Source organism: bacterium, from assembly GCA_013360215.1.
GTDB lineage: Bacteria > CLD3 > CLD3 > SB21 > SB21 > JABWCP01.
The window spans coordinates 77,377-101,902 of record JABWCP010000003.1 but is presented as its reverse complement, the minus strand read 5'-3'; the positions used below and the strand labels follow the sequence as shown (position 1 = coordinate 101,902).

General features: G+C 43.9%; 14 protein-coding genes and 1 tRNA gene. 12 read left to right on the top strand and 3 right to left on the bottom strand.

What is annotated here, in order from left to right:
- Positions 1–7 precede the first annotated feature (7 nt).
- On the bottom strand, positions 8–415 hold the full coding sequence (locus HUU58_03000) for a hypothetical protein (GenBank protein ID NUN44622.1): 408 nt from the start codon (positions 413–415) through the stop codon (positions 8–10).
- 243 nt (positions 416–658) lie between these two features.
- Between HUU58_03000 and HUU58_02995 the strand changes: the two genes are divergently transcribed.
- From HUU58_02995 to HUU58_02965, 7 genes are all read left to right on the top strand, one after another.
- A complete protein-coding gene (locus HUU58_02995; GenBank protein ID NUN44621.1) occupies positions 659–1,090 on the top strand; it encodes a BrxA/BrxB family bacilliredoxin in 432 nt (143 codons plus the stop codon).
- A 41-nt stretch (positions 1,091–1,131) separates the two neighbouring features.
- Positions 1,132–1,767, top strand: a complete 636-nt coding sequence (locus tag HUU58_02990; GenBank protein ID NUN44620.1) for a Crp/Fnr family transcriptional regulator — start codon at positions 1,132–1,134, stop codon at positions 1,765–1,767.
- A gap of 103 nt (positions 1,768–1,870) precedes the next feature.
- Positions 1,871–2,074 (top strand): DUF2892 domain-containing protein, encoded by a 204-nt coding sequence (locus tag HUU58_02985; protein NUN44619.1) that lies wholly within the window; start codon positions 1,871–1,873, stop codon positions 2,072–2,074.
- 203 nt (positions 2,075–2,277) lie between these two features.
- On the top strand, positions 2,278–2,943 hold the full coding sequence (locus tag HUU58_02980; protein NUN44618.1) for a metal-dependent transcriptional regulator: 666 nt from the start codon (positions 2,278–2,280) through the stop codon (positions 2,941–2,943).
- Positions 2,940–3,188 carry a ferrous iron transport protein A gene (locus HUU58_02975; GenBank protein NUN44617.1) on the top strand — a complete coding sequence of 83 codons (249 nt, stop codon included), beginning with the start codon at positions 2,940–2,942 and terminating at the stop codon, positions 3,186–3,188. Before HUU58_02980 ends, HUU58_02975 begins: the two co-directional genes overlap by 4 nt.
- Positions 3,189–3,192: 4 nt before the next feature.
- Entirely contained in the window at positions 3,193–5,379 is a 2,187-nt protein-coding gene (feoB, locus tag HUU58_02970; GenBank protein ID NUN44616.1) for a ferrous iron transport protein B, read from the top strand.
- 347 nt (positions 5,380–5,726) lie between these two features.
- Complete coding sequence (locus HUU58_02965) at positions 5,727–17,054, top strand: T9SS type A sorting domain-containing protein (GenBank protein NUN44615.1); 11,328 nt, start codon at positions 5,727–5,729, stop codon at positions 17,052–17,054.
- Positions 17,055–17,124: 70 nt separating this feature from the next.
- On the opposite strand, the gene HUU58_02960 is transcribed toward HUU58_02965, so the two are convergent.
- The gene (locus tag HUU58_02960) at positions 17,125–17,811 is read right to left on the bottom strand and encodes a glycosyltransferase family 2 protein (protein ID NUN44614.1); all 687 of its coding nucleotides are present in this window, start codon (positions 17,809–17,811) and stop codon (positions 17,125–17,127) included.
- Positions 17,812–17,861: 50 nt separating this feature from the next.
- Positions 17,862–17,935 (bottom strand) — tRNA-Arg (locus tag HUU58_02955).
- 147 nt (positions 17,936–18,082) lie between these two features.
- Here HUU58_02955 and HUU58_02950 point away from each other — a divergent pair.
- The 5 genes from HUU58_02950 to HUU58_02930 all read left to right on the top strand — a co-directional run bounded on the left by HUU58_02950 (position 18,083) and on the right by HUU58_02930 (position 24,423).
- Positions 18,083–19,144 carry an SO_0444 family Cu/Zn efflux transporter gene (locus tag HUU58_02950; GenBank protein ID NUN44613.1) on the top strand — a complete coding sequence of 354 codons (1,062 nt, stop codon included), beginning with the start codon at positions 18,083–18,085 and terminating at the stop codon, positions 19,142–19,144.
- Positions 19,145–19,158: 14 nt separating this feature from the next.
- Positions 19,159–21,456 (top strand): VCBS repeat-containing protein, encoded by a 2,298-nt coding sequence (locus HUU58_02945; GenBank protein NUN44612.1) that lies wholly within the window; start codon positions 19,159–19,161, stop codon positions 21,454–21,456.
- Between the two features lie 106 nt (positions 21,457–21,562).
- The gene (gene rpsU / locus HUU58_02940; GenBank protein ID NUN44611.1) at positions 21,563–21,742 is read left to right on the top strand and encodes a 30S ribosomal protein S21; all 180 of its coding nucleotides are present in this window, start codon (positions 21,563–21,565) and stop codon (positions 21,740–21,742) included.
- A gap of 20 nt (positions 21,743–21,762) precedes the next feature.
- Entirely contained in the window at positions 21,763–23,094 is a 1,332-nt protein-coding gene (locus HUU58_02935) for an FAD-dependent oxidoreductase (protein NUN44610.1), read from the top strand.
- Positions 23,095–23,124: 30 nt separating this feature from the next.
- Positions 23,125–24,423 (top strand): 4Fe-4S binding protein, encoded by a 1,299-nt coding sequence (locus tag HUU58_02930; GenBank protein ID NUN44609.1) that lies wholly within the window; start codon positions 23,125–23,127, stop codon positions 24,421–24,423.
- Positions 24,424–24,526: the final 103 nt, after the last annotated feature.

Sequence of the window (24,526 nt, the reverse complement as noted above, 5' to 3'; positions counted from 1 at the left end):
TCGTTTATCAAAGCGGGGTTCGCCCCGCTTTTTTATTTTTTGCATCGGATGGTCTTAGTTGCTCATAGTGTGTGAGTTTATCGTAAATAAATTCGGCGATTTCAATTTCTAATCCTGCACTGTGTTGACGAAAACGTTCGGCGATTTGTTGCGCATCAAAAGGGCCGTTGGCTACAAGTACGGGTGTCATAGTGACCACCGAACCGGCGGTGTTTTGCACTTTATCATGAAAATAACCCCGGTCAGAAAACCACGTTATGGCGTGTTCGTGGCGGTATCGGTCATAAGACAATTGAAAGCCATAAAAACTTCCATTCTTATTATACCATACCACAAGATCAAAATAATTATCCTCAAACCATCTTCGAAAAGGCTCGCCCCGGCTTTGGGATACGTTCTTTATTTCGTGAAACATGCCGATAGTCCCGTTTTTTCTACTAAAAAATAGTAATCAGATTGTTGGATGGATGCTGTGATGATTCGCACAGCGAATAAATAATTTGCAGTGCGAAAAATTTATGCAGAATGTTACATATAATATTATACCTTATTGACAAATGGGGTGAAATGAAATAATATTAAAATAAATAGAAAGTAACGCGTCCCCAGCATTAAATCCAAATTTTGAAACTTTACAAATGAAATAATAGGAGAACGTATGCCTTACGATGAACGCCTTGTTGCGCCCATGCGTGCAGAATTGACCAAAATCGGTTTTACGGAATTGAAAACGAAGGCCGCCGTTGACGAAGCGCTGCAAAATCAGGGTACGACATTAGTTGTTGTTAATTCGGTTTGCGGATGCGCGGCAGGAATGGCTCGCCCCGGTGTCGCCATGTCGCTGAATAATGCGAAGCGCCCCGATCATTTAACCACCGTTTTCGCAGGTCAGGATACCGAGGCTGTGGCTCGGGTACGCGAGCATATCAAAGAATTTCCGCCTTCATCGCCGTCGGCCGCGCTGTTTAGAAACGGAAAATTAGTATGGATGCTTCAACGATTTGAGATCGAAGGACAAACGGCAATGGATGTCGCCAATAAGCTCGCCGCAGCTTATGAAAAGCACTGCGTTCCCGCTACCCAAGGGTGAGTCAAATCCTTAAAATGATAATAAACCGGTAGTATTACGTTATGAGTCGGCTACGCACATTGCTTGCTGAAAAATTTCCGGATTTGCAGCATAAAACGCTGATCGCAGAGATCGAAAAACATAGCCGCTTGATGACGGCCAATCCCGGGGACATGCTTGTAAAAACCAACGACTATGTCAAAGTCGTCCCGTTAGTGACCAAAGGTTCGATCAAGGTGAGTCGTGATGACGGCGAAGGCCATGCACTTTTTTTATACCACATTGAGCCCGGTCAATCCTGTGCGATGTCTCTCAAAAGTTGCCTCGGCGAAGAGCGCAGCCGTATCAAAGGCGAAGCCGATTCTTTGACGGAATTGATTGCTATCCCTTCGTCTTTTATTGAGCCCTGGATGACGGAGTTTCCCGCATTCAAACGGTTTGTCATCAATACCTTTAGTCAACGGTATGATGAATTGTTGTCCATGATCGATACGATTGCCTTCGAAAAAATGGATCGCCGTATTATGACATGCCTTCGCCAACATGCACGCGCCGGAGACGGCCGCACGGTGCGTTTAACTCACCAGAAAGTAGCGGATGAACTTAATACTTCCCGCGAAGTTGTTTCCCGATTGCTCAAAGTAATGGAGCGTAATGGTCAGGTACGCCTCGGCCGCACGACGATCGAAATTCTCTAATTTTTTTGTTCTTGGTGACAAATGTTACTGACATGGGTACAAACATGCCCTATCTTGTGATGTGTCATTAAAAGTCCCTTAACCGTTAACTTAGGAGAGTGTCATGACAAAGAATATGGGAAATGCAGATCGTGCGCTGCGAATTATTGCGGCCATCGCTATTATTGCTCTGTACTATGGCGGTATGTTGTCCGGTTGGCTCACGACGGTGCTTTTGATTGTCGCCGTAGCGTTTATCGTAACGAGTTTTATTTCTTGGTGCCCTTTGTACCTGCCTTTTGGCATCAATACCCGTAAAAAAGAATAATCACTTTTCCACTCAGATCAAGTAGCCCCGAAAATCCTTTTATACGTCGTCAAGATGGCGGCTATGATAAGATTTAAGGGGCTTTTTTTTGCTCCATCCTGATTGATACCTATCGTACTTACGTATTTTTGTTCAAATAAATCTTGACATTATTTAGGAATTCATATATAATAGTTTAGTTTAACCTAATCTTTTTATTGGTTATGAAGAATAAAAGCACGGAAGACTACTTAAAGCACATATTTTGGCTGAGTCGTATGCGGGACAAAATAACGACCAAAGCCATAGCCGAACGGATGGGTATTTCGTCCGCGTCCGTGACGGATATGATCAAAAAACTGACGCATCACGGTTATTTGGATTATACACCGTACTACGGAGTCCGTTTGACAACTAAGGGCGACAAACTTGCACTTAAAGTGATTCGTCGCCACCGTCTTCTAGAAGCCTTTCTTGTGAAGGCATTAGGTTATAGTTGGGAAGCCGTACATGATGAGGCGGAACGCCTTGAACATGTCATTTCAGAGGAAATGGAACATCGTCTGGATGAATTTCTCGGTCATCCGCGTTACGACCCGCACGGAGATCCGATCCCGACCCATGAAGGCAAGATGGAAGAAATACATCACCCGTCACTGGCTGAGCTTTCCGTCGGTGACACGGCGCGTATCATGCAAGTGCGTGATTCCGAAGAATTGTTGAAATACATGAAGCGGATCCGTCTGTCGTTGAATTCGCGCATTCGTATTTGTGCCAAAGAAAGTTATGATAACTCAATGCGTCTGCGTATTGACGGTAAAGAAGAACATACGTTGAGTCACGAAGTGACCAGCAATATTTTTGTAAAAAAAGAAAAAGAAAAAAAATGAATGATCACACGGCAACCCCCAAAATCACACTGGACAGCATTCCGATCGGCGCGTCAGTACGTATTGCCGACATGCATATACATGGTATGGCGCGTCGCAGGCTTCTGGATTTTGGTTTTTTGCGTGATGAGCCTATCGAGGTCGTGAGCCGAAGCCCTTTCGGTGACCCGACAGCGTACCGTGTCAAAGGCACGTTGATCGCGTTGCGCCGGGAAGAAGCTAAAAAAATAGAGGTTGTGTTATAAGACTATGAGTATTGTTAAAGAAAATAAAAAACAGAAAAGCATTCAGACTCCCGTTTTTCTTAATATGTCAAAGACGGCGCATGAGATGGTCATTGCGTTGGCCGGCAATCCCAATACCGGAAAAAGTACGGTTTTTAATGCATTAACCGGGCTAAATCAGCATACCGGTAATTGGCCCGGAAAAACGGTCAAGCGTATGGAAGGTCATTTTACCTATGGCGAACGCCGTTACCGCCTGGTAGACTTGCCGGGTACGTATTCATTGCTTTCGGCTTCGACGGACGAAGAGATCGCGCGCAATTTTGTGTTATTCGGTAAACCGGATGTGACCGTCGTCGTCGTGGATGCTACCAATCTGGAGCGCAATCTCAACTTGGCGCTGCAAATCATGCAGATCACGGATCGCGTCATCGTGTGTGTCAATCTGATTGACGAAGCCGAACGTAAAGGTATTCGCATTGATGCCGCGCGCTTGCAGGAAGATTTAGGAATACCGGTGGTCCTCACGGCGGCACGAAGCGGTCGAGGGCTCGATGTTTTACAGGAAACCATTGCTCAACTGAGTAAAAACCTCATACCGGTGAAACCGTTTCGAATAAATTATCCGGAATCGTTGAGAGAGACGGTGGATATTTTGAGTCAGAAAATTCATGCGTATGATCCGAAAATTCCAAATCCCTCCTGGATGGCCGTTCGGTTGTTAGATAAAGATCAGGGTATTCGCGAAGCTTTATTATCCGGCCATTGGCATACGCGTCTTCTGAGTAACGATATACCTGTCCCTGCGCTTACAAACCCTGATCATCCGGGCGTACATGAAATCAGAAGTATCATTGACGAAGCGGATAGCGCATCTGAAAAAATCCAAACCGTACTGCACGACAGTCTTGTCGAGTCGCTATTTTATGATGCAAAACGAATTGCCGGACGTGCGGTGGAGCAAACACGAATAACACGACTTTGGGAAAATGCCTTAGACCGTTGGTTGACTTCACGTTTTATAGGTATTCCGTTGATGCTGTTGGTATTGGCCGTGGTGTTTTATCTCACCATTGCCGGAGCGAATGTACCTTCGGCGATGTTGGCCGATCTGTTGTTTTCCGTAGAAGATTTTTTAGCGGCCGGTATGAATCAACTTGGAGCGCCGTGGTGGTTGACCGGTTTTTTAATTCATGGTGTATTTCGCGGATTGGCTTGGGTAGTGTCTGTTATGTTACCACCGATGGCGATTTTTTTTCCTATGTTTACCATACTCGAAGATTTCGGATATCTGCCGCGTGTAGCGTTTAGTTTGGATCGTTTATTCAAATGGTCGGGTGCACATGGCAAACAGGCGTTGGCTATGGGTATGGGTTTCGGCTGCAATGCGGCAGGTGTGATCGCGACACGGATCATTGATTCACCGAGAGAGCGGTTGATCGCTATACTCACCAATAATTTTGTCCCTTGCAACGGGCGCTGGCCGACGTTGATTATGCTGGCCTCGCTTTTTGTAGCGGCTTCGTTACCGGCTGGGGTGGCTTCGATTGTCGCAGCATCGGCGATCGTAGGCATTACTTTGTTTGGGATTTTAGTTACCCTTTTAGTGGCCAAATTTCTGAGTACGGCGACCAGTCTCAAAGGCGAATCTTCATTTTTTCAGATTGAGTTACCGCCGTATCGTCGTCCGCAGTTTTTCAGGATTTTATATACTTCGCTGATTGATCGTACGGGTTTGGTCTTGTGGCGCGCGGTGGTTATGGCGGCTCCGGCCGGAGGCTTGTGCTGGGTTTTGGCTAATGTGCAATATGATGGTCTGTCGCTTTTTGCTCATGGTGCAGCTTGGCTAGACCCTTTAGGAAAATCCATCGGGCTCGACGGCATCATCTTACTTGCATACATTATTGCTATACCGGCCAATGAAATAATCGTTCCCACGATCATAATGGGTTATATGGCCGCCGGGCAAATGACAGAGTTGGATTCGGATACCGAACTGAAAGCCTTATTTATTCAAAACGGTTGGACGTCCTTAACGGCCATATCGTTGATGTTTTTTTCACTTCTTCACTACCCATGCAGTACGACGACACTCACGATTTGGAAAGAAACGCGCAGTGTCAAATGGACAGTGGTTTCCAATCTCATGCCCCTCGTTATTGCGTTGGCCGTATGTTTTCTTATCACCCAAATAGGGTATTGGTTGGGGTAGTGGCGTATCTTTGTAAAATCGATAAAGCCATAGATGAAAAAGTAGTATTTTACTCCTTCACGTATATCTACGTATTTTATACTAAATCCTGAAAGTTTATTAACATCTTGTTTTTTTAAACAAAACATGACCGTTTTGTCAAAAGCTTGTAAAAACATGCTGTATGCCCGTGTCATTTGGGTCGGCAAAATTACTTACAAAAATATTTGACAATGTGAGCTAATTATTTTAATATTATGACATTATGAATAAAAGTGTATCCGTCAATTCTTTTGATGAGATCAAAACCCGTTCTGAAAAGAATTAAAAATTTAATATATCAACCTAAAACCTTAGGGAATTCCAGTATGAGAAAGTCTCTACTGCATGTGATTGCGTTGTTGGTTTCAGTTGCGGCCAATGTGGTTGCGCAGGACGTTTTTACATTAAACGCGACCGGTACATGGACGACCGGCGGTAACTGGGTGATTACCCGCGATGGTAATAATCCCGGTACCAATACCTATCCCGGCCAAAGCACGGTCAATGACAGCCCGGATGGGGCCGACATCGTGATCATTCCGGCGGGTACATTCCGTACGGTTTCGATCAATGCGGTATCTCCGACAATCGGCGGATTGAGCATCGTCAACGGTAAAGTCAATATGTCTTCAAATAACACTAATGTTATTTTGACGGTGGTTGATTCGGTTCATATTTATTCGGGTTCTACCTTGACTGATACTTCCGGCAACGGCGGTTGCGATCTTCAGCTTGCAGGTATGTTGTTTAATGACGGAACGTTGGATTTTGAGACGGCGTCAGGTAACACAGTTATGACTTTTAACGGCTCCGGTCATTCTCGCATTTATGGTAGCGGCACGTTTGATCTTCGTAACTTGGTGATGAGCAAAACAGTTGCCACGGATTCAATAGCCAACCATTCTTCGACTTTTTCTCAAGGTGTTGATCCTGCGGCTACAGCCGGTGCGGCTATTTTTGTATCCGGTGTATACAGTCACCAAAATCCTGATACGGCGATTTTCAGTAACGGCGCGGTGACAGTCGGGGTAAATGCTCGCGTTCATGTTCCACAAGGTGTGGTAAAATTAGTTAATTCTACCGCTAATACTACAGCGACTCTGACGGGAGCTTTGGTTATAGATGGAGGTATCGTACGCGTTTCTCAAGGTACAAATACGGCTGCTTTTCAAAGTTTAGCATCCGGCGGCTCTTCCGCGTCTTTGACAATGTCAAACGGTGGTCGCTTGTACGTAGGTAATGATGGTATTTTTGGTGATATTCGGTTTGATAATGGCGGTTCTTTTAATATATCCGGGGCTTCCACACAAGTTTATGCCGGGCGCTTGGTGTCTGGAAATAACGTTTCCACTACCGTATCAGGTACCGTTGACGCAGCTACAGTTCGATTAGGCTACGGCAGAACGACCGCAGGAACGGTATATTTTCTCCGTGGTGGAAGCGCACATAGTTTTACAAATGGTGCACAGGTTCTCTTAGGGAGGGACACAGTGGGTGATTTTGTGGCGGACCAAACATTTGTGGGAGCCTCACCGTCCCTGTTAGTGTCCGGTTCGACAACAGTATTTAATGTTAAAGGCGAAATCACAGCTGCGACCGCTAATGTCCCTTTCAAGTTAGATATAAACGGTGGAACGGTTTATGTCGGAGATTCTTTGGACGTTTTGAGTACGAATCCGACGTGGATCAACTTAGGTAATGTTACAGGCGGTTCAGATACGCTGATTATCCGAGGCGGCGGGCGACTGGAGTTTGGCCGGAATGTCAATACCGTGAATGCTACCGGTGGAAATGTGACTTTTTTTATGACTGGAAATTCAATATTAGATGTTCAGGATGGCTATTTGGTTTTGTGTGCAAACCCGTCCCTGACGTCTATTACTGCCGGAAATTTGTTTAACGTTGCAAGTAATGTGCGAATAAACGTTGGTGACGGTTCCGGGGCGGACAGTTCGGCGGGTATTATTGTAGCGCCTAATTTGGCTGCTGAATTGCCTACGCCGACGACGTTGAATTTGTTTGATCTAGATGGCACCGGGAATAAGATGTATGTGTATTCCGATGGTCATGTGCAAGTAGGCGGCGGCAATAAAAGCAATATGCGTTTAATTGGAAACGCAAACGGGCTTGCCGGGGGATCAAAGCTTCATATGTTCGGCGGAAAGATCAATGTAACCGGATCGCTTGTTGTGAATACCGGCGATTCTGTATATGTACAGGGTGGTACATTGAATATCGGCTTGGTGGCGAGCAGCGGTACAAACACCATAACTTTTAATACGGCCGATCCGGGCGATACAACAGCTTTTATCGTTGATGGCGGTTCTGTTTATGTCGGCGATGGTAATTCGGTTGTCAATATCCAGGCGGATAACGATAATATTCCGAACTTTGATACGGCAGCAATAGACGCCTACAATAAACTTGAAATCAGAAGCGGCCTTTTGTACCTCAACGGCCGTATCACATTACTAGACCCCACGGGGCGGTTCGAAATGTCCGGTGGTAATCTGTATATCAATCCTACTGGTTCCCAGGATCTGACCGGTACAAATTCAATTTTATTACTCCAACGCGGTGTTGTCAACTTTACAGGAGGCACGATCACGCTTGTAAACCCCAATCCGTACTCAGGAACCGGTGTTGCGCTGCAGGTGAACGGGCAGGCTACGGTCGGTGGAACAACTGTAGCTGCGAATCAGCTTTCCGGTTTACCCACAGCACTTAATGAAGTAACTGATGTAGTATTTCAAGGAACGACATCCTTTGGCGATGGTAGTGCTTCTGAAGACGGTTCCAGTGATGGTTTTGATATTACCCTCGCTGATTTTGGAGGTTCTAATCCTTACGGTAAATTCTTGATCAATAACCCAAACGGCAGTAACCGTCATGTTTCACTTACGCTTCAGAATTCCGGCGGTTCGCATGACTCGGTGCTCACAGTGAATGATAGTTTGGTTATACGTGCCGGTGAGTTCCGTCAAAATAGAAATCGTATTGATTATGACGGATCAGGCGTGGCTGGTATGGAAATCGGTTCCTCCGGTACATTACGTATCAGCAGTGTTCAGAACTTTGATTATTTTCCTCAGGGGTTCAATTCCTATACTCTTGCTTCCACTAGTACAGTGATGTATGATGGTGCAAGCACAGGTACAACTGTGGTTGATGCCGGTGGTTCTGCTCAGTTCGGAAACCTTACTATTTCCGGCAACGGAACCAAACAGATGAATTCGTCTCAAACGGTACGCGGGACTTTGCTTTTGACGTCGGCGACCTTAGCGGCTGGTTCCAATCTGACTATGGCCAGCGGCTCTACGATTAAACGTGATGCAGGCACTATGACGGCATCCAATAATCTTGGCGGAAATGATTATACGATCGAATACATCGGTACAAGCAAAAACACAGCTGCCGGTGAATGGTCGGGTACAGGTAAAAAACATCTTAAGGTCAATATGACCAGCGGAAATACACTAACCATGCATGCCAATTTACCAACAACCGGCCGTATTATAGATAGTTTGGTTATTGAGTCGGGGTCAACCTTGGCCGACGGTGGTTTTGAAGCCATCGTATCTGGAAATTTACGTGTTAATGGTACGCATAGTGGTACGGGCTTTATTCGTTTGGATAGCGCCACGACACATACGATCACCGGCGACGGCTCGGGAACGATCAACCGTCTTTCGATATTTGGCGTTTCAGGAACCGATGTAACCGTGACAGCGGCGTCCGATTTTACTATCAATGATTCATTGCTTTTTGAAGCTTCGGCGGCTGCGGATGATCGTATTTTGCACATCGGTGCTAATACGCTCACAATGGGCAGCAAAATGACACCGTTTTTTACCAATATCAGTGCGTCGTCGCCTGCACGTTATATTACAACTAACGGAAGCACATCCGACGACGGCATGGTTAAGCCATACGGCAGCACAGGTTCGTTTACATGGCCATTTGGTGTATCAGGTAAATATACGCCGGCAACTATTGATTTAACGACAGCGGCCGTACTTGGTAACGTCACTTTAAAGCCGATCAATAGTGCGCATCCTGTCACTACGGACCCCACTAACTTGGAATTGGCTTATTACTGGATTGCGTCAACAACAATCGCATCCCCGGTTGTGAACTCCAAGTTCGCTTACGTGGATGCAGATCAATCCGGACGTGGAACGGAAAGCGCGTATATCCCGGCTAAATACACACCGACGACTTGGACACGTATCAATGACGTAACTGCCGTATCCGATGGTAATGCTACAGACACCATCTATTTTAATGGTGTTAGTTATATTACAGGTGATTATACGGCAGGTGAACCGGCAGATTTTGGTTCAGTTTTGACGTACTATTCACGTCAAACCGGAAATTGGACAGACCCCAACACGTGGTCCACTACGGGTGTAGGTGGCTCTGCTGCAGGAACTACTCCAGGCTCAAGCCGACCTGTTGTGATTGGTTCTGGTCATATCGTCTATGTAAATAATAATAACCTTACTTCTGCAAGTATGGAAATACAGTCTGGAGCACAGTTGGATATCAACCCTGGAATTACTGGATCTAATTTTGGTGTTTCATCAGGTACGGGTACGCTGATATTGCGTTCGAGTACATCGACGCCACCTACATTCCCGTCTGGTGATTGGAGTTCATTTTTGGGTTCTTCAGGTGGAACGGTTGCTTATTCAGGTGTTGGATCGTATACGTTACCATCAAGCCCAACAACTTACAATAATCTGACAATAACAAATTCGGGTGCTGGTGATCGTACGATGCCGAATACGACATTATCAATTTCAGGAAATATGACGCTTAATGCAGCTCAGACGGTATACTTTGATAGTAGCGCATCGGGTAATGTTACGATCGGCGGTGACCTACGCGTGTCCCATGCATCGGCCATTCTCCAGCTCCGAGGTTCATTAAACGCCAGAACGATATCTGTATCCGGCGATGTCGAAAATTCAGGTACGATTAGTATCGGTTCATCTACCGGAAGCCTCACGCATGCTTTATCCATTGGAGATAGTTTGATCAATAATGGTACTTTTAACATGGTCAATGGTACTAATGTTTGCAATGTTACTTTTACAGGTTCGTCGGACGCAGCTATCACTGGCTCCGGAACGACGACATTTAACCGACTTATTGTAAACAAAGGAACGTCGCAAACCCCTGTTTTGACACTAAATCTAACGAATGCTCCTACGATCAACGGTTCCGTAAGCGCAGTTAATAAAGCGTTGACTTTGACAAGCGGCACCCTGCGTTTAGCTGGTTCATTCAATTTTCCCTATACGATATCTACTGGAAATGACTACACGATACCGGCCTCTGCCCGTTTGTGGGTTGACAATTCCAATGCAACATTGACGTTGGATAACAGTAGTGGAAGTAACAGCTTGAAATTATACGGAACTTTGCAAATTTCAAATGGTACGGTGAATGTGGGTGTTTCCGCAGGAGGTACCAATACATGTGATATAAGTTATGATACTGCGAATGGTTTGGGGGTGGTGCCAGCAATAAATGTTAGTGGAGGAACGCTTACTGTTGCAGGGAAAATTAGACCGCTTTCTGATCCGACCGCTAATGTTCAACCATTGAATTATACGCAGAGTGCAGGAACTGTGAGTGTATCAAGATATCAGGCTGAAAGTGCCAATAGTACGGCTTATGGTGTATCCGATTTTACACTTCGTAGTACTACCGGCGTATTTACCATGTCAGGCGGTACGTTGAACGTTGTCCGTCGAGGCGCTTCAAGCAATGGTAGAGGCTTGTTGATTTTAGTCGGTTCAAATTACAGTGTGAGTGGCGGTACAGTTCAAATCCTCACTTCTAATTTTACAGGCAATTTTAACTGTGTCGTTCATTCTGATGCACCTTTCTGGAATCTTATCATTGGAGCTGGTACAAGTTATACGGCAAATATAGGTGGATCCAATTCCGCCGCGACGAACTGCACGGTTTTGAATGATTTTACATTAAATATCGGTGGGCAATTCTATGTGAGTAGTCTTGCAAGTTTGAATGCGCAACAACATAATCTAGTTATTGGGGGTTCTTTTATAAGGCAAAATGGTACGTTGAGCATGGGTTTTAACACGACTCAACAATCAACAGGTAATTCCGTATTAATATTCAATGGAAGCGGATTAACCAACCAAACTCGTCCTCAAGTTTTCAATTATGGCGGGACGGTAAATTTACGTTCGCTTACTATCAGTAATACCAATAGCGATACTGTGCGCCTTGCATCTGGGACACATCTCAATATTGCTCGTGATCTGACAATTTCTTCCGGTGTGTTTGATGCGACGACAAATGATAACCGACTTACTTTTACGACGACGGATAATTTTAATCAGACGATCACAGGCAATGCAAGACTTAGTGTTGTTGCGGTCAGTAAGACCACGGCGAACGCAAGCCTAACTTTGGCAACCGGAGCAAGCCTAACAATTGAAGATACTTTACGCCTTAGTAATGGACTCTTTAATATAGGCCAGGGATCGCTAACCATTCTTAGCACGAGTGCTTCGGCAATCCAAGATGGGGGTGCCGGTGCTGCATTTAGCGCTACGCGTATGATTGTCATTGATAGCACTACCTCCTCGCTTGGTGTGACCCGCTCGTATCCCAACACAACTACCTCTGGAATGCTTTTTCCAATAGGTATTTCAGGATATTATGTTCCTGCGAATATAGATATAAGTAGTGGCTCACCCGGTACCGGTACAATCAATGTAAAAGTTGTAGGCGGTGCACACCCTAACTCTAATGCAGCCTCGGCACTAAGCATGTATTGGGTTACGACGACATCTGGCTTTACAAGCGCACCGACATTGTTGCATACTTATATCTATGACGAATCGGATATCGTTGGAACGGAGTCCTCTTACTTACCACAGAGATATAACGGATCATCTTGGGCCGCTGGAGTTACAGATAGCGTTCGTTTTGGATCAACTCCATCGTATTTTACAGACGCAACTTCTGCTAATTTATCAAGTGCTTCGTTTACCGCTGGTTATTCCTTTAGTAATCCAGTCACTTTTTATAGTTGGAATTCCGGAGTGATTGGCGGTAGTATGAATTGGAGTGACGCTGCGACAGCTCTTTCTGGTACTAGCGCTTGGTCTGGCGATTCGGCATCCTTTGTCTCAGTTGTTGGGCAAGGATTGAGTGGAGGTAATATTCCTGGTTCAACAAACCCAGTCGTCATACGAAATCATCATACGGTCACCTTAACAGGCTCGTCTCAAGCAGCTAGCCTTCAAATAGACTCAGCTGCGACATTGAGCATGGGTGCACAGACCATTTCGCTAGGCTCTGGTGTTACTGGAAAAGGTACAATACATACCACTTCTGGCAGCAATTTACCCTCACTTTCAGCGGGATTTGTCGGTAGTGATGGCGGTGTAGTAAATTTTGGTGGAACTACAAGATACAGTCTACCTGCTCAAACGACTTATCATTCGCTCATCATTAGCGGAACACAGGCAAAGATATTGACAGCTAATGTTGCATTATCAGGAAATTTATATATAGATGGTACGTCCGCAGGCGATACATTGGACTTAAATACATTTACGCTTAATCGTTCAACATCAGGCGGATCATTTACGATGGATGCTACGACGACTCTTGTTGTTCGCAATCTTACTAATTTTCCTTCAAACTACGCGACGTACTCGTTTAGTAATACGAGCTTGGTGTCGTATATTATGAACGGAGCTCAGACGATTGGCGCACTCAATGGCACTAACGGCGGTGGCTATGGAAATTTATCAATAACTAGGGCCGGCGGAACAGCAATAACGAATAGATTGTTAGCAGGTAATACCATCGTAAAAGGAAATCTCACCGTTAATCAAGATTGCGGTATCAGCTTGACTTCAAACAACTATTCTCTGACGGTCGGTGGTAACTTGACTTTTACAGGAACCGGCGCTGATAGTACAAATTTTATTCCGTTTTCGGGCGATCTAATCTTAAATGGAAGTGGTACACAGACGGTTAGTAGTCAAATGCGTATGCGTCTATACAACGTTATAGTTAACGGAACAGGTTCAGTTATCTTATCAGCAACTCAATGGGGCGTAGGTAACAAGCTCTACATCAAGAGCGGAACATTTACTATAGGTACGAATAATATTGAAATTGGTGGATCGTTGCGAAATTTTGGTACATGGACTACGCCTGCGAATACAATTACTTTTACTGGGACAACTGCTACAGATACGATAGGTGGTTCAAATGCCATTGCTTTCCGGAACCTGACTCTTACTAAGGCGGCATCTCAAAATCTGAGATTAGAAACACCGGTAACTGTAAAAAATTCACTGACAATGTCAAATGATGGGAACATTATTTTAACCGGTAGTAATGCACTGACTATCGATACTTCTGCAACGGTAAGCGCAGGTTCGGGCTCATTTAGTGCTTCCCGTTGTATTATTCAAACAGGAGCATTAGGTGGTCCGCAGATTATTAAAAATCTTGCAGCAGCACCTGTTGTAGCATCGTTTACTTTCCCGATCGGTTACGGTTCGTATTATCTTCCTGCGGTGATGACTTTTGGAACTCGTACTGGTACGGGTAATATCGCTGTTCGCGCTGTATCTGGTGCTAATCCGAATATTATTGTGCCTTCTAAAGCACTTGATCAATATTGGACAGTAGATGTAACCTCATTTACAAACGTCAAACTCCTACAGTCGTTCTACTATAACAATGCAGAAGCTCAAGGTACTGAAACCAACTATGTTCCGCGCTATTGGGCAGGATCAAGCCCATGGTTAACTCCTTCCAATGGCTTTGAGAGCTCAGCAGGCGATGTGTTTGGTCACCAAGATAGCATGACATTCACACCTGGCACTTATGAATGGGTACCTGGCGAGGCATCCGCATTCAATCCGCCCTTGTACTCTCGTACGGCAGCTGCCGCAAATTCGGATACGGCTAGCTGGACAAATCCCAATACATGGACGGCTAATTCTGACGGTTCTGGAGCAGCAGCAGGTACTGTGCCTGATAATACAGTACCAGTTACAATTCTTTCAGGCCATGGTGTAAAAACTGTGACAAACAGTGATGCGTCTACCTCATTAACGTTAAATGGTCGTTTGACGATTGATAGTACGACTGGAAATAATTTTGGTGAAATAGACGGAGCAGGGACTTTGATATTAAAACGTGGTTCATTCCCTACTTATACGGTTCTAGGTTCTGATTTCTTTACTGTAGGGACCGGTGGTACTGTTATTTATGCCGGGGTTAATGCAAGTTATACTTTACCGGCTTCTCCAACTGACTATAATAATCTAGTTATTGATAGTGGTGGAACAAAAACTCTGGCAGGTTATACTACTGTTAATTCCTTAACCGTTGGTGCGGCAAGTACATTGGGACAAGCGACGACCCTTGCAACGAATAATAATACTATTGAAATAAAAGACGATTATGAACTTAATGGTTCTTTTACACACGGCACCGGTACGGTTTATTTTAATGGTTCTACAGGTTCGCAAAGCCTTGGCGCCAATAGCGTTGCAGCTACTCTGAATTTCCACCACTTGATATTTGATAATAATACGGCTAAAACGTTAGGTAAGCCGATTACTACGACCGGCAATCTGACCATTACGAGTTCAGCTTCTATTATTACACAATCAAGCAATGACATTACAGTGGCCGGAAACTGGTTAAATAATGGCCTATCCACTGTTTTGAGTACAACAACTGGTGATGTAATATTTAACTCTACCACTGCCGCACAGAGTTTAACAGGATCGACCAATTTTGCTGATTTGACAATTTCCAAAACAGGTCAAGTGATAACGCTCAATGACTCAATACGTGTAACTGGCGATTTAAGTATTACCGGCGGTACGCTAGCTCTTGCAAACGAATCAATGTCCATCAACGGTAATATTTCAAACGCAGGATCCATCACGCATTCGTCAGGAACGGTTCATTTTACGGGTAATTCCACACAGACACTGAACGGTGCAGGTAGCGCTTCATTGAATAATGTGACGGTTAACGGAAGTTCAAATACTGTTGCCGCCAACGCAAACTACGATGTAACAGGTAACTTGCGAGTTGTAGCAGGAACGTTTGCGCCGTCGGCTTCGGATGCGTACTACAACGTGGATAGTTTGATTGTACATAGTGGCGGTACCTTTGATGGAGCTAATTTAACGGCAACATGGTTGAGCGGAAGCTTCCGTAATCATGGTACACTGACCGCTTTGGCCGATACTACGGTATTTAGAGCAACAGCTGCAGGTTTAACGGTTACTGGCGGACCCACGTTTGAAAACCTTCGTATCATTGATAGCGGTAGAGTGACATTATCATCGAATACATCGGTTTCTGATGAATTGCAATTAGTGGGCGGGTTCATTGTGACGGGATCGAATTCGTTGATCTTAACAAAAACGGCAACTGACCCAGTAACAGGCGGTGATTCGTTGTCCTTCGTGGATGGTAATGTAGTAATTACATGGCCCGCCTCCCAAACTTATGTTGCGCGAACATTCCCTACGGGTAATGCCTTATATCGGTTCTTCCGCCCAATAGAAATAGCCGCCAGTACAGATGCTACACCTCCGACGGTAAGAACTTCATTAGCCCACTCCTCGGCAAATGCCGGAACTTTAAATGGTGGGTTAGTCAAGGTTTCCGATATTAGATATCATACCGTTACGCGCACGGCTGGAAATGATTTCACAGGCAGTGATTTGACCGCGCGTTTAGTGTATGCGCGCAGGGCTATTAGCGATTTTGCGTCAGTTGAAGCTAATCTGCGAGTAGCACGTTCTACGGACTTCAGTACATGGGATAATATTGGCGGTGTTGGTGTTGATACTTTAGAATCGGCAACTACCGATGGCGATACGGCGGGTTACATATTGTCCAATGCAACTTCACTTGCAGGTTTGAATAGTCCGACGTATTTCACCTTAGGTACTACGACTTTTGACAATTCGTTGCCTGTTGAATTAGCTTATTTCCGTGCAACGACGACGGACGGTCAAATTCGTGTCGAATGGAGAACTGAAAGTGAAACGGAAAATGCATATTGGCTTATCCAACGTCGTGAAGTAAATGATGAAGAAGCTGAACATTATCGTTCAACAGGTAAACTTTCGAATGCCAATGCGCAGTATCAAACTGTTTCAAGCATCGAAGGTCAAGGTACCAAAGCTTCTGCGACAGACTACAATTATCTTGACAAGTCTGCTGAAACAGGGAAGATGTATGCTTATCGTATTTCGGATGTCGGTTATGATGGTACTGTCACAGCGCACAACGTAGTTGTCGTATCCATGGATATGCCGCGTACGTTTGCTTTGAAGTCTAATTATCCGAATCCGTTTAATCCGACGACAACAATACGTTACGAATTGCCTGTATCTGCTAAAGTTACCATTAAGGTGTATAACATCCTTGGACAAGAAGTTACAACACTTGTTGATGCTGACCAAACATCAGGATTCCAAAAAGTTGTTTGGAATGGTTTGAATAAATACAACCAACAAGTAGCAAGCGGTGTATATATTTACCGAATGATAGCCGTATCGAAAGATGGTAAACAATCTTTCACGCAGACCAAGAAGATGATGATGTTGAAATAAGCATCTTTTAAGAAGTAATAACAAAAAAGCCCATCAATTGATGGGCTTTTTTGTTTTAATATACTGAAAACTAAATAGATTTCAGTAAAAGCCGTATAAAGCGGACGGTATCACGCAAGTGATTGATATGACTGTGGGATAAATTGTTGATTGTTGGAATCGGAAAATTAGAATATTGGATCTTATATTTTGAAGCGCGAAGTAAAAATTCAGATTCGGTATCAAAATTATCCGTATGCAACTCAATCTTATCCAGTAGATCAATTTTGATAAACCTAAAACCGCATTGACTATCTTTAATATCTAAACCGCTCATTCTACGAATAATTTTTGTGGTAATTTTGTTAGAGAGAAAACGCCCCAAACTCATTGATTTTAAGCTTATATTTCTCTCGCCAATAACCAAATCGTAGTCGCCGCGCAACCCAAACGAAACCATCTCAAGCAGTTGATTGGGATCGTGCTGTCCGTCGGCATCCATCGTTACGACATAGTTATACTTTTCATCGGAAGCAAACTTAAAACCTGATTTTAAAGCAGCGCCTTTGCCTTTATTGAGTGTGTGTGTAATAATATGTCCGTAGCCTGAATTAAGGTGAGTTTCTAGCCTGGGCTCTGAACCGTCGTCTACAACAAGCGTGTCTAGGTCAATATCAAGCGGTCGGGAACGATCTTTAAATTGATTTAAAACAGATAAAATGCCATTGATTGTTGAATGGGCATTAAAAGCAGGTATGATAACGAGAATGCGGTGCATCGAAGTGCCGTAAAGTAAAAAAGGCTTTAGAAAAACTAAAGCCTTTGTTGTGCACCCGTAGGGAGTCGAACCCCAAACCTTCTGATCCGTAGTCAGATGCTCTATCCAATTGAGCTACAGGTGCCAATGACGTCGCAAATATATACGGCGAGACATGGAAATGCAAGAAAATTCTTTAAGTAATAACAGTACAGTTTATGATGTAATTGATACAGTGAAATATCAATGATGGACTTGGTTTAACGTCAGATAGAGCATATATTACACACATATGTTAGAATCTATTTTTATATCAATTGCCGATACACTTGTTGATGCGTCATTTTATTTACTTATTGGTTTTATCTTAGCAGGTATACTGAGAGGTCTCTTTACAGTTGAAATGCTCGGTAAGCATCTTGGGGATTCTTCTTGGAAGTCGGTATGGAAAGCGGCTCTGATAGGAGTTCCCTTGCCGTTATGTTCATGCAGTGTGGTTCCGGTCGGAATGTCGTTGAAAAAAAACGGAGCCAGTAATGGCGCTACAATGAGCTTTCTAGTGTCCACTCCGGAGACAGGAGTGGACTCCATCGCTGTATCGTATGCTTTTTTGGATCCTATCATGACGATTATTAGACCCATTGCGGCATTCATTACTGCCATAGTCAGTGGTTCACTTGAAAATATTTTTGGGTCACAAAAACAGAACGACACTATACAGCAAACTGACGATCCGCAGACTTCGTGTAATTGTTCAACAAATTGTAATAATGAAACTGACAAAATTGTAGAGACGCGATTTGATCGTTTAAAATCAGGAATTGTTTATGCCTTTACGGATTTACTGGGTGATGTAGCTTATTATTTACTTCTTGGGCTGATTGCCTCTGGCATTTTATCGGCAATCATACCAGAAAACTTTTTTATTGATGTGATGCATAGCCCGCTGGTGAATATGATGATAATGCTTGCGGTGGGAATTCCAATATATGTGTGTGCCAGTGCGTCAACACCCATAGCCGCTGCTTTGATCATGAAAGGCATTACTCCAGGAGCCGCACTGGTTTTTTTGTTAGCAGGGCCTGCAACGAACATTTCAACGATTGCGTTAGTGCGTTCTAAACTTGGGCAAAGGTCACTAATTATTTATTTGTTTTCTATTGCTATGATTGCATTGGCAATGGGGTCATTAACTGACAGTGTATATTCCTACTTTGATATAAAGCCGCAAGTATCTATAGGTACGATGCACGATGTGATTCCGGAGAGTATTCATATTATTAGTGCCGTGATATTTTTACCTATATTGCTGTTAGCTTGTTTCCGTGAGATCAGACACCGTTTCTTTAAGTAGCTTATTATCTCATTATGATCGTTAGATATTCTCTATTTCTTCTATGCGCGGCGGGCGTACTTTACTCGCAAAATTATTTCAAAGATACCGAAGCGTTGACATTCTACGATCAGGATGGCATGATCCCATACGCATCGCACGGCGGGATGTATGTACCTAAGACGGAGTTTGCAGATATTGATTCGGATGGTGATCCGGATTTGTTCATCGTACAAACCGATGGACGTATAACGCATTACATGAATAGCGGCGTGGAAGGGCCTTTGCGGTGGCTATGGATAACGGATAATTTTGCCAGTTTAGAAGTGAATCAATGGGTACGTTTTATTGATGCCGATGCGGATGGGGATTTGGATTTATTTTGTGGGGTTTCCGGTGCACGTATGGGTTACTATAAGAATGAAGGGAGCGCGGTAAATGCACATTTTGTGTTGCAAACGGAAACCGTGTTGGATACCCTCAATGCACCCGTCTTAACGGAAGACCAGACTGTACCCGTTTTTAAAGACATTGACTCTGATGGTGATTATGATTTTTTTTCTGGTAGAAGTGTCGGAACACTGTCGTATTATGAAAATGTGGGGAACGAACACAGTTTTTTATTAAAATTTATTACTGATGCGTTTCAAGATATTGCGATCATCACCCCTGCTAAGCGAAGCGAAGAGCAAAGACATGGTGCAAGCGCAGTTTGTTTTTTTGATATAGATGATGATCGGGATCCGGATTTATTTTGGGGCGATTTCTTCAGTACGGGTTTGTATTTTTTACCAAATCTTGGCGATTCGGCGCATCCTTTTATTCCGGATACGGCTACATCTACTTACCCATCGCGGCAGTTAAAAACATTAGGATACAACATGCCTTCGTTTGTAGACGCCGATGGTGACGGCGACGGTGATCTTTTGGTAAGCGTACTATACCGTGAAGAAGACCGGGATAATTTGTGGTATTATAGAAACATAGGAACACCGCAATCGGCCCAATTTCAGTTAATCACAAAGAATCTATTACAAAACATTGATGTCGGTCGTAACGCCCACCCCATAATGGCTGATCTGGATAACGACGGCCGGTTGGATATTATCCTTGGTAGCTATAGCGGGGCGATCCTATTTTATCGTCAGACAGCCAACGGGGTTTTCCAAAGCAATTCTTCATGGTTTGTCACAATACCACAAGATGAATTTATTACGGCACCTGCTTTAGGAGATATAGATAATGACGGCGATTTGGATTTATTTGTCGGAAAATTCGACGGTAAAATAATGTTTTACCGCAATACTGGCAGCTCAACGAGCCCGGAATTCACATTAGAAAATCAATTTTATGCAAATTTGGACATAGGCAATAATAGCTCGCCATTTTTATCAGATTTTGAGGGCGACGGCGATCTGGATTTGATTATTGGAGAAGAGAGTGGAGAAGTTCAACTCATATCTAATAACGGCACTCTGTTAAATCCTGATTTTTCTACGGCAACCGTTACATTAATCGCTGCAAACGGTCTTTCCGATGCCGTCCCCATATTATTGGATTGGGATGGTGATTCGGATCGAGATTTGATCGTAGGCTACAAAGACGGAACACTACGCTATTATGAGCGGCAGAATGCAAATGTATTTCAGGAGATCGCAGGAAAGTTTTCGACTATTAAAGTGACAGGCCAAGCTGTGCCGTTTGCTTTAGATTGGGATAATGACGGTGATAGAGATATAGTGTGCGGTAATTTGCGAGGCGGTATCGAATTCTATAGAGCCGGTACACAAAAACCAATCATAAAAATTCCAAACAAACAAAAAATTCGATCGGATTCGTCATGGACGTATCGTCTTATCGCCAACGGTAATCCTGCGCCGCGTTGGCAAATATTATCAGGGCCCTCATCACTGAAGTGCGATTCGATTTCCGGTATAGTGCAGTGGAAACCGGGGGTTACGGATATAGGCACTCATGTCGTAGAAGTGCGTGCCTACAACATAGACGGAGCCGATACAGTTAAATTTGAGATCAACGTTTCAGTGTACGAAGAAAGCCCGCTCCAACTACTTTGCAACAGCCCCAACCCATTCGATGAACGAACCAGCATCGTTATGAAAGTAAATAAAACGATGGAAGTGAAAGCATGTATATACGATGTGCGGGGTGGCCTGGTGCATAGATTAGTTAACGGCCAACTTTCGCCAGGGATATATAAGCGTGAATGGAATGGAAAAAATACGCACGGTAATAAAGTAGCCAGCGGTATATATTTCGTAACGGTCGTAGCTAACGGGAAAACCTACTCTCGAAAGATTTTGTTTATCAAATAACAGGGAATAAAAACTCACAGTGTAAGTTACATGAAGCAACCGGAAACTTTGGCCAGGGGTTTGCGTATATGCGGTATATCCTTCTATCTAACCTGTGAGGTGTACCATGTTATCAACGATTGTTCGGAAGAACGAACCCATTGAGAAAGCTATCCGTCGTTTTGAAACAGAAGTGCGCAAGGCGCGGATTATTCAAACATGTATCGAAAAATCAAACTATGTCAGCCCTAGTGAACGAAAACATATTGCCCATAAACGAAAAAAACGTAATACGGGCAACGCATAACCCGTTTTAATAAATCCATTATGTCCCAAATTATTATTATCGGTAATGGTATAGCCGGTACTACCGTAGCTCGCCATGTCCGTAAACGCAACGATCAACCGATTACTATTATTTCCGGTGAAAGTGATTATTTTTTTTCCCGTACGGCACTGATGTATATCTATATGGGGCACATGAAGTACGAGCACACTAAGCCCTATGAAGATGATTTTTGGAAAAAAAATGAAATCCAACTCAGGCGTGGATTAGTCGAACGCGTCGTACCTGCCGAAAAACAGATTTACCTGAAAAACGGCGAGACCATGAAGTACGATAAATTAGTTATTGCCACCGGATCTGTCTATCAAACATTCGGCTGGCCGGGTCAAAATCTTCAAGGTGTGCAGGGACTATTTTCTTTGCAAGATCTTGAACTGATGGAGCGAAACACCAAGTCGGTAAAGCGTGCTGTGATCGTGGGAGGAGGTTTGATCGGTATCGAGATGGCCGAAATGCTGATCTCTCGCGGCATTCACGTGACTTTCCTTGTACGAGAAAAATCTTACTGGAATAATATTTTGCCGGCGGAAGAATCGGATATGATTAATCGTCACATCCGTGCGCATCACGTAGATTTGCGATTGAATACCGAACTTCAGGAGATTCGTGGCAACGATAAAGGTCGCGTGGATGCGGTTGTAACTAAGTCCGGAGAAGTTATACCATGCGAGTTTGTTGGTTTGACGGCCGGTGTAAAACCTAATATTGAATTTTTACGTACTTCCGGAATTCCGCTGAATCGCGGTGTGTTGGTCAATCAATTTTTGGAAACGCCGATTGCTGATATTTATGCCGCCGGTGATTGTGCGGAGTTCATAGAACCCAAGCCTGCGCATCCCAAAATTGAACAACTTTGGTACACGGGTCGCATGCAAGGTGAAGCGTTGGCGCGTGTTTTGACGGGTGAACGCCAAGCTTATGATCGTGGGATTTGGTTTAACTCGGCTAAATTTTTTGACATCGAATATCAGACATATGGTGTAGTGCCGAACGTACCCCGTGACGGCGAAGAGCATCTCTGGTGGGAACATCCTGACGGACAGCATGGTATCCGAATTGTTTTTCGAAAAGATAACCGGATTGTAATCGGATTTAATCTGATGGGGATACGCTACAGACAAAATGTATGTCAACGTTGGATAAAAGAAAGCCGAACGATCGACTATGTTCTACAAAATTTGGGCGAAGCTAATTGCGACCCCGAATTTTTTATGCAGTACGAGTCGCATATCATTGCCGAATACAACCGAAGGTATCCTGCACAAAATCTTCTTTTGCAGGTCCAGCGCGGCCTTCACTTCATTGTACGATAAATTATTAAATCTTACATAGATCATCCCCCTATGAATCAACCCGTTCCGATTCAGATACCCCTTGTTACGCTAAGATTGCATCAAAAGTTATCTCTCGCTTTTGTCGCTATAGGTTTTTTGATGCTTGGCGTTGCTTTAAGTCCGATATCCGAACAATATCCAATCGGGATGTTTTTACTTTCCAGTGGGCTTATAACTATAGGAGCATTAGCCTACATCATGCCCATGTGGTATGACAGAAAACCCGGTATAAAACATGATCGAATTTTTTTTAATTCCTTCGTCAACCGCGGGGTATGGGGATGGATTGCCGCCGTATTTTTTACCGGATTTTATGTAGTACTTTACTGGTTTCCTGAACGCTTAGAGTACCTGATACGTACGACAGATTGGTTGAGTGGCATTCTAAGAAATAAACCTGCTGATCAATGGTTTCTTTACGGATTCTATTATACGCTGGCTGTGATGATAATGGGTTTGCGTATGATGGCGAAAAACAGGCATAGCCGTTACCAACTGATCCGAACCGTTTCAGTAATTTTTTTTCAACTAGGTTTTGCATTTCTCTTACCCGGATTACTTCAAAAATTCAATCAACCCGAGTTTTATTTTTCATATTTCTGGCCTCTGAAATACAATTATTTGTTTCCTAATGACATTAACTGGTTAGTATCACAACCCGGAGGGCTTGGTACATTTATGGTGTTTTGGGGCGCCGTGATGAGTTTTATTGCAACGCCCATACTTACATATTTTTTCGGGAAACGGTGGTATTGTTCATGGGTTTGCGGCTGTGGTGGTTTAGCGGAGACTCTGGGTGATCCTTACAGGCATTTATCCGATAAATCGTTGCGCTCGTGGAAGATCGAACGGTATTCGGTTTATGGTGTTTTAGCTTTTGTAGTGATCACAACTGCGGTTGTTTGGATTAATAGTTTATCCAATGGCCTTATGCTTGGAAGTGTATCTGCGTCTTTTTCGAATGTGTACGGATTTGTTATCGGCGCATTATTTTCCGGTGTGATCGGCGTCGGTTTTTATCCTTTGATGGGCAGTCGCGTATGGTGCCGCTTTGGTTGCCCTATGGCCGCCTATCTCGGCATACTGCAAAAATACTTTTCTCGTTTTCGGATCACCACCAATGGCGGACAATGTATTAGTTGCGGTAATTGTTCGACGTATTGTGAAATGGGAATTGATGTTCGCTCCTACGCTCAGCGTGGACAGAATATCGTGCGAGCTTCGTGCGTCGGGTGCGGAATATGTTCAGCGGTGTGTCCTAGAGGTGTACTTAATTTGGAAAACGGACCGATTCATTCCCGACAGTAATCAAACAGTATACATTGTTTCACTGAACCCTCATTAAGTTGCCGTTTAATGAGGGTTTACCATTTTTGGTGAATGTCAGAAAATTTTGATTTACATTACAAAC

Excerpts from the sequence above, each read along its gene's own strand:
- HUU58_03000 (NUN44622.1), bottom strand. The coding sequence starts at position 415 with ATGTTTCACGAAATAAAGAACGTATCCCAAAGCCGGGGCGAGCCTTTT.
- HUU58_02995 (NUN44621.1), top strand. The coding sequence starts at position 659 with ATGCCTTACGATGAACGCCTTGTTGCGCCCATGCGTGCAGAATTGACC.
- HUU58_02990 (NUN44620.1), top strand. The coding sequence starts at position 1,132 with ATGAGTCGGCTACGCACATTGCTTGCTGAAAAATTTCCGGATTTGCAG.
- HUU58_02985 (NUN44619.1), top strand. The coding sequence starts at position 1,871 with ATGACAAAGAATATGGGAAATGCAGATCGTGCGCTGCGAATTATTGCG.
- HUU58_02980 (NUN44618.1), top strand. The coding sequence starts at position 2,278 with ATGAAGAATAAAAGCACGGAAGACTACTTAAAGCACATATTTTGGCTG.
- HUU58_02975 (NUN44617.1), top strand. The coding sequence starts at position 2,940 with ATGAATGATCACACGGCAACCCCCAAAATCACACTGGACAGCATTCCG.
- feoB (NUN44616.1), top strand. The coding sequence starts at position 3,193 with ATGAGTATTGTTAAAGAAAATAAAAAACAGAAAAGCATTCAGACTCCC.
- HUU58_02965 (NUN44615.1), top strand. The coding sequence starts at position 5,727 with ATGAGAAAGTCTCTACTGCATGTGATTGCGTTGTTGGTTTCAGTTGCG.
- HUU58_02960 (NUN44614.1), bottom strand. The coding sequence starts at position 17,811 with ATGCACCGCATTCTCGTTATCATACCTGCTTTTAATGCCCATTCAACA.
- HUU58_02950 (NUN44613.1), top strand. The coding sequence starts at position 18,083 with ATGTTAGAATCTATTTTTATATCAATTGCCGATACACTTGTTGATGCG.
- HUU58_02945 (NUN44612.1), top strand. The coding sequence starts at position 19,159 with ATGATCGTTAGATATTCTCTATTTCTTCTATGCGCGGCGGGCGTACTT.
- rpsU (NUN44611.1), top strand. The coding sequence starts at position 21,563 with ATGTTATCAACGATTGTTCGGAAGAACGAACCCATTGAGAAAGCTATC.
- HUU58_02935 (NUN44610.1), top strand. The coding sequence starts at position 21,763 with ATGTCCCAAATTATTATTATCGGTAATGGTATAGCCGGTACTACCGTA.
- HUU58_02930 (NUN44609.1), top strand. The coding sequence starts at position 23,125 with ATGAATCAACCCGTTCCGATTCAGATACCCCTTGTTACGCTAAGATTG.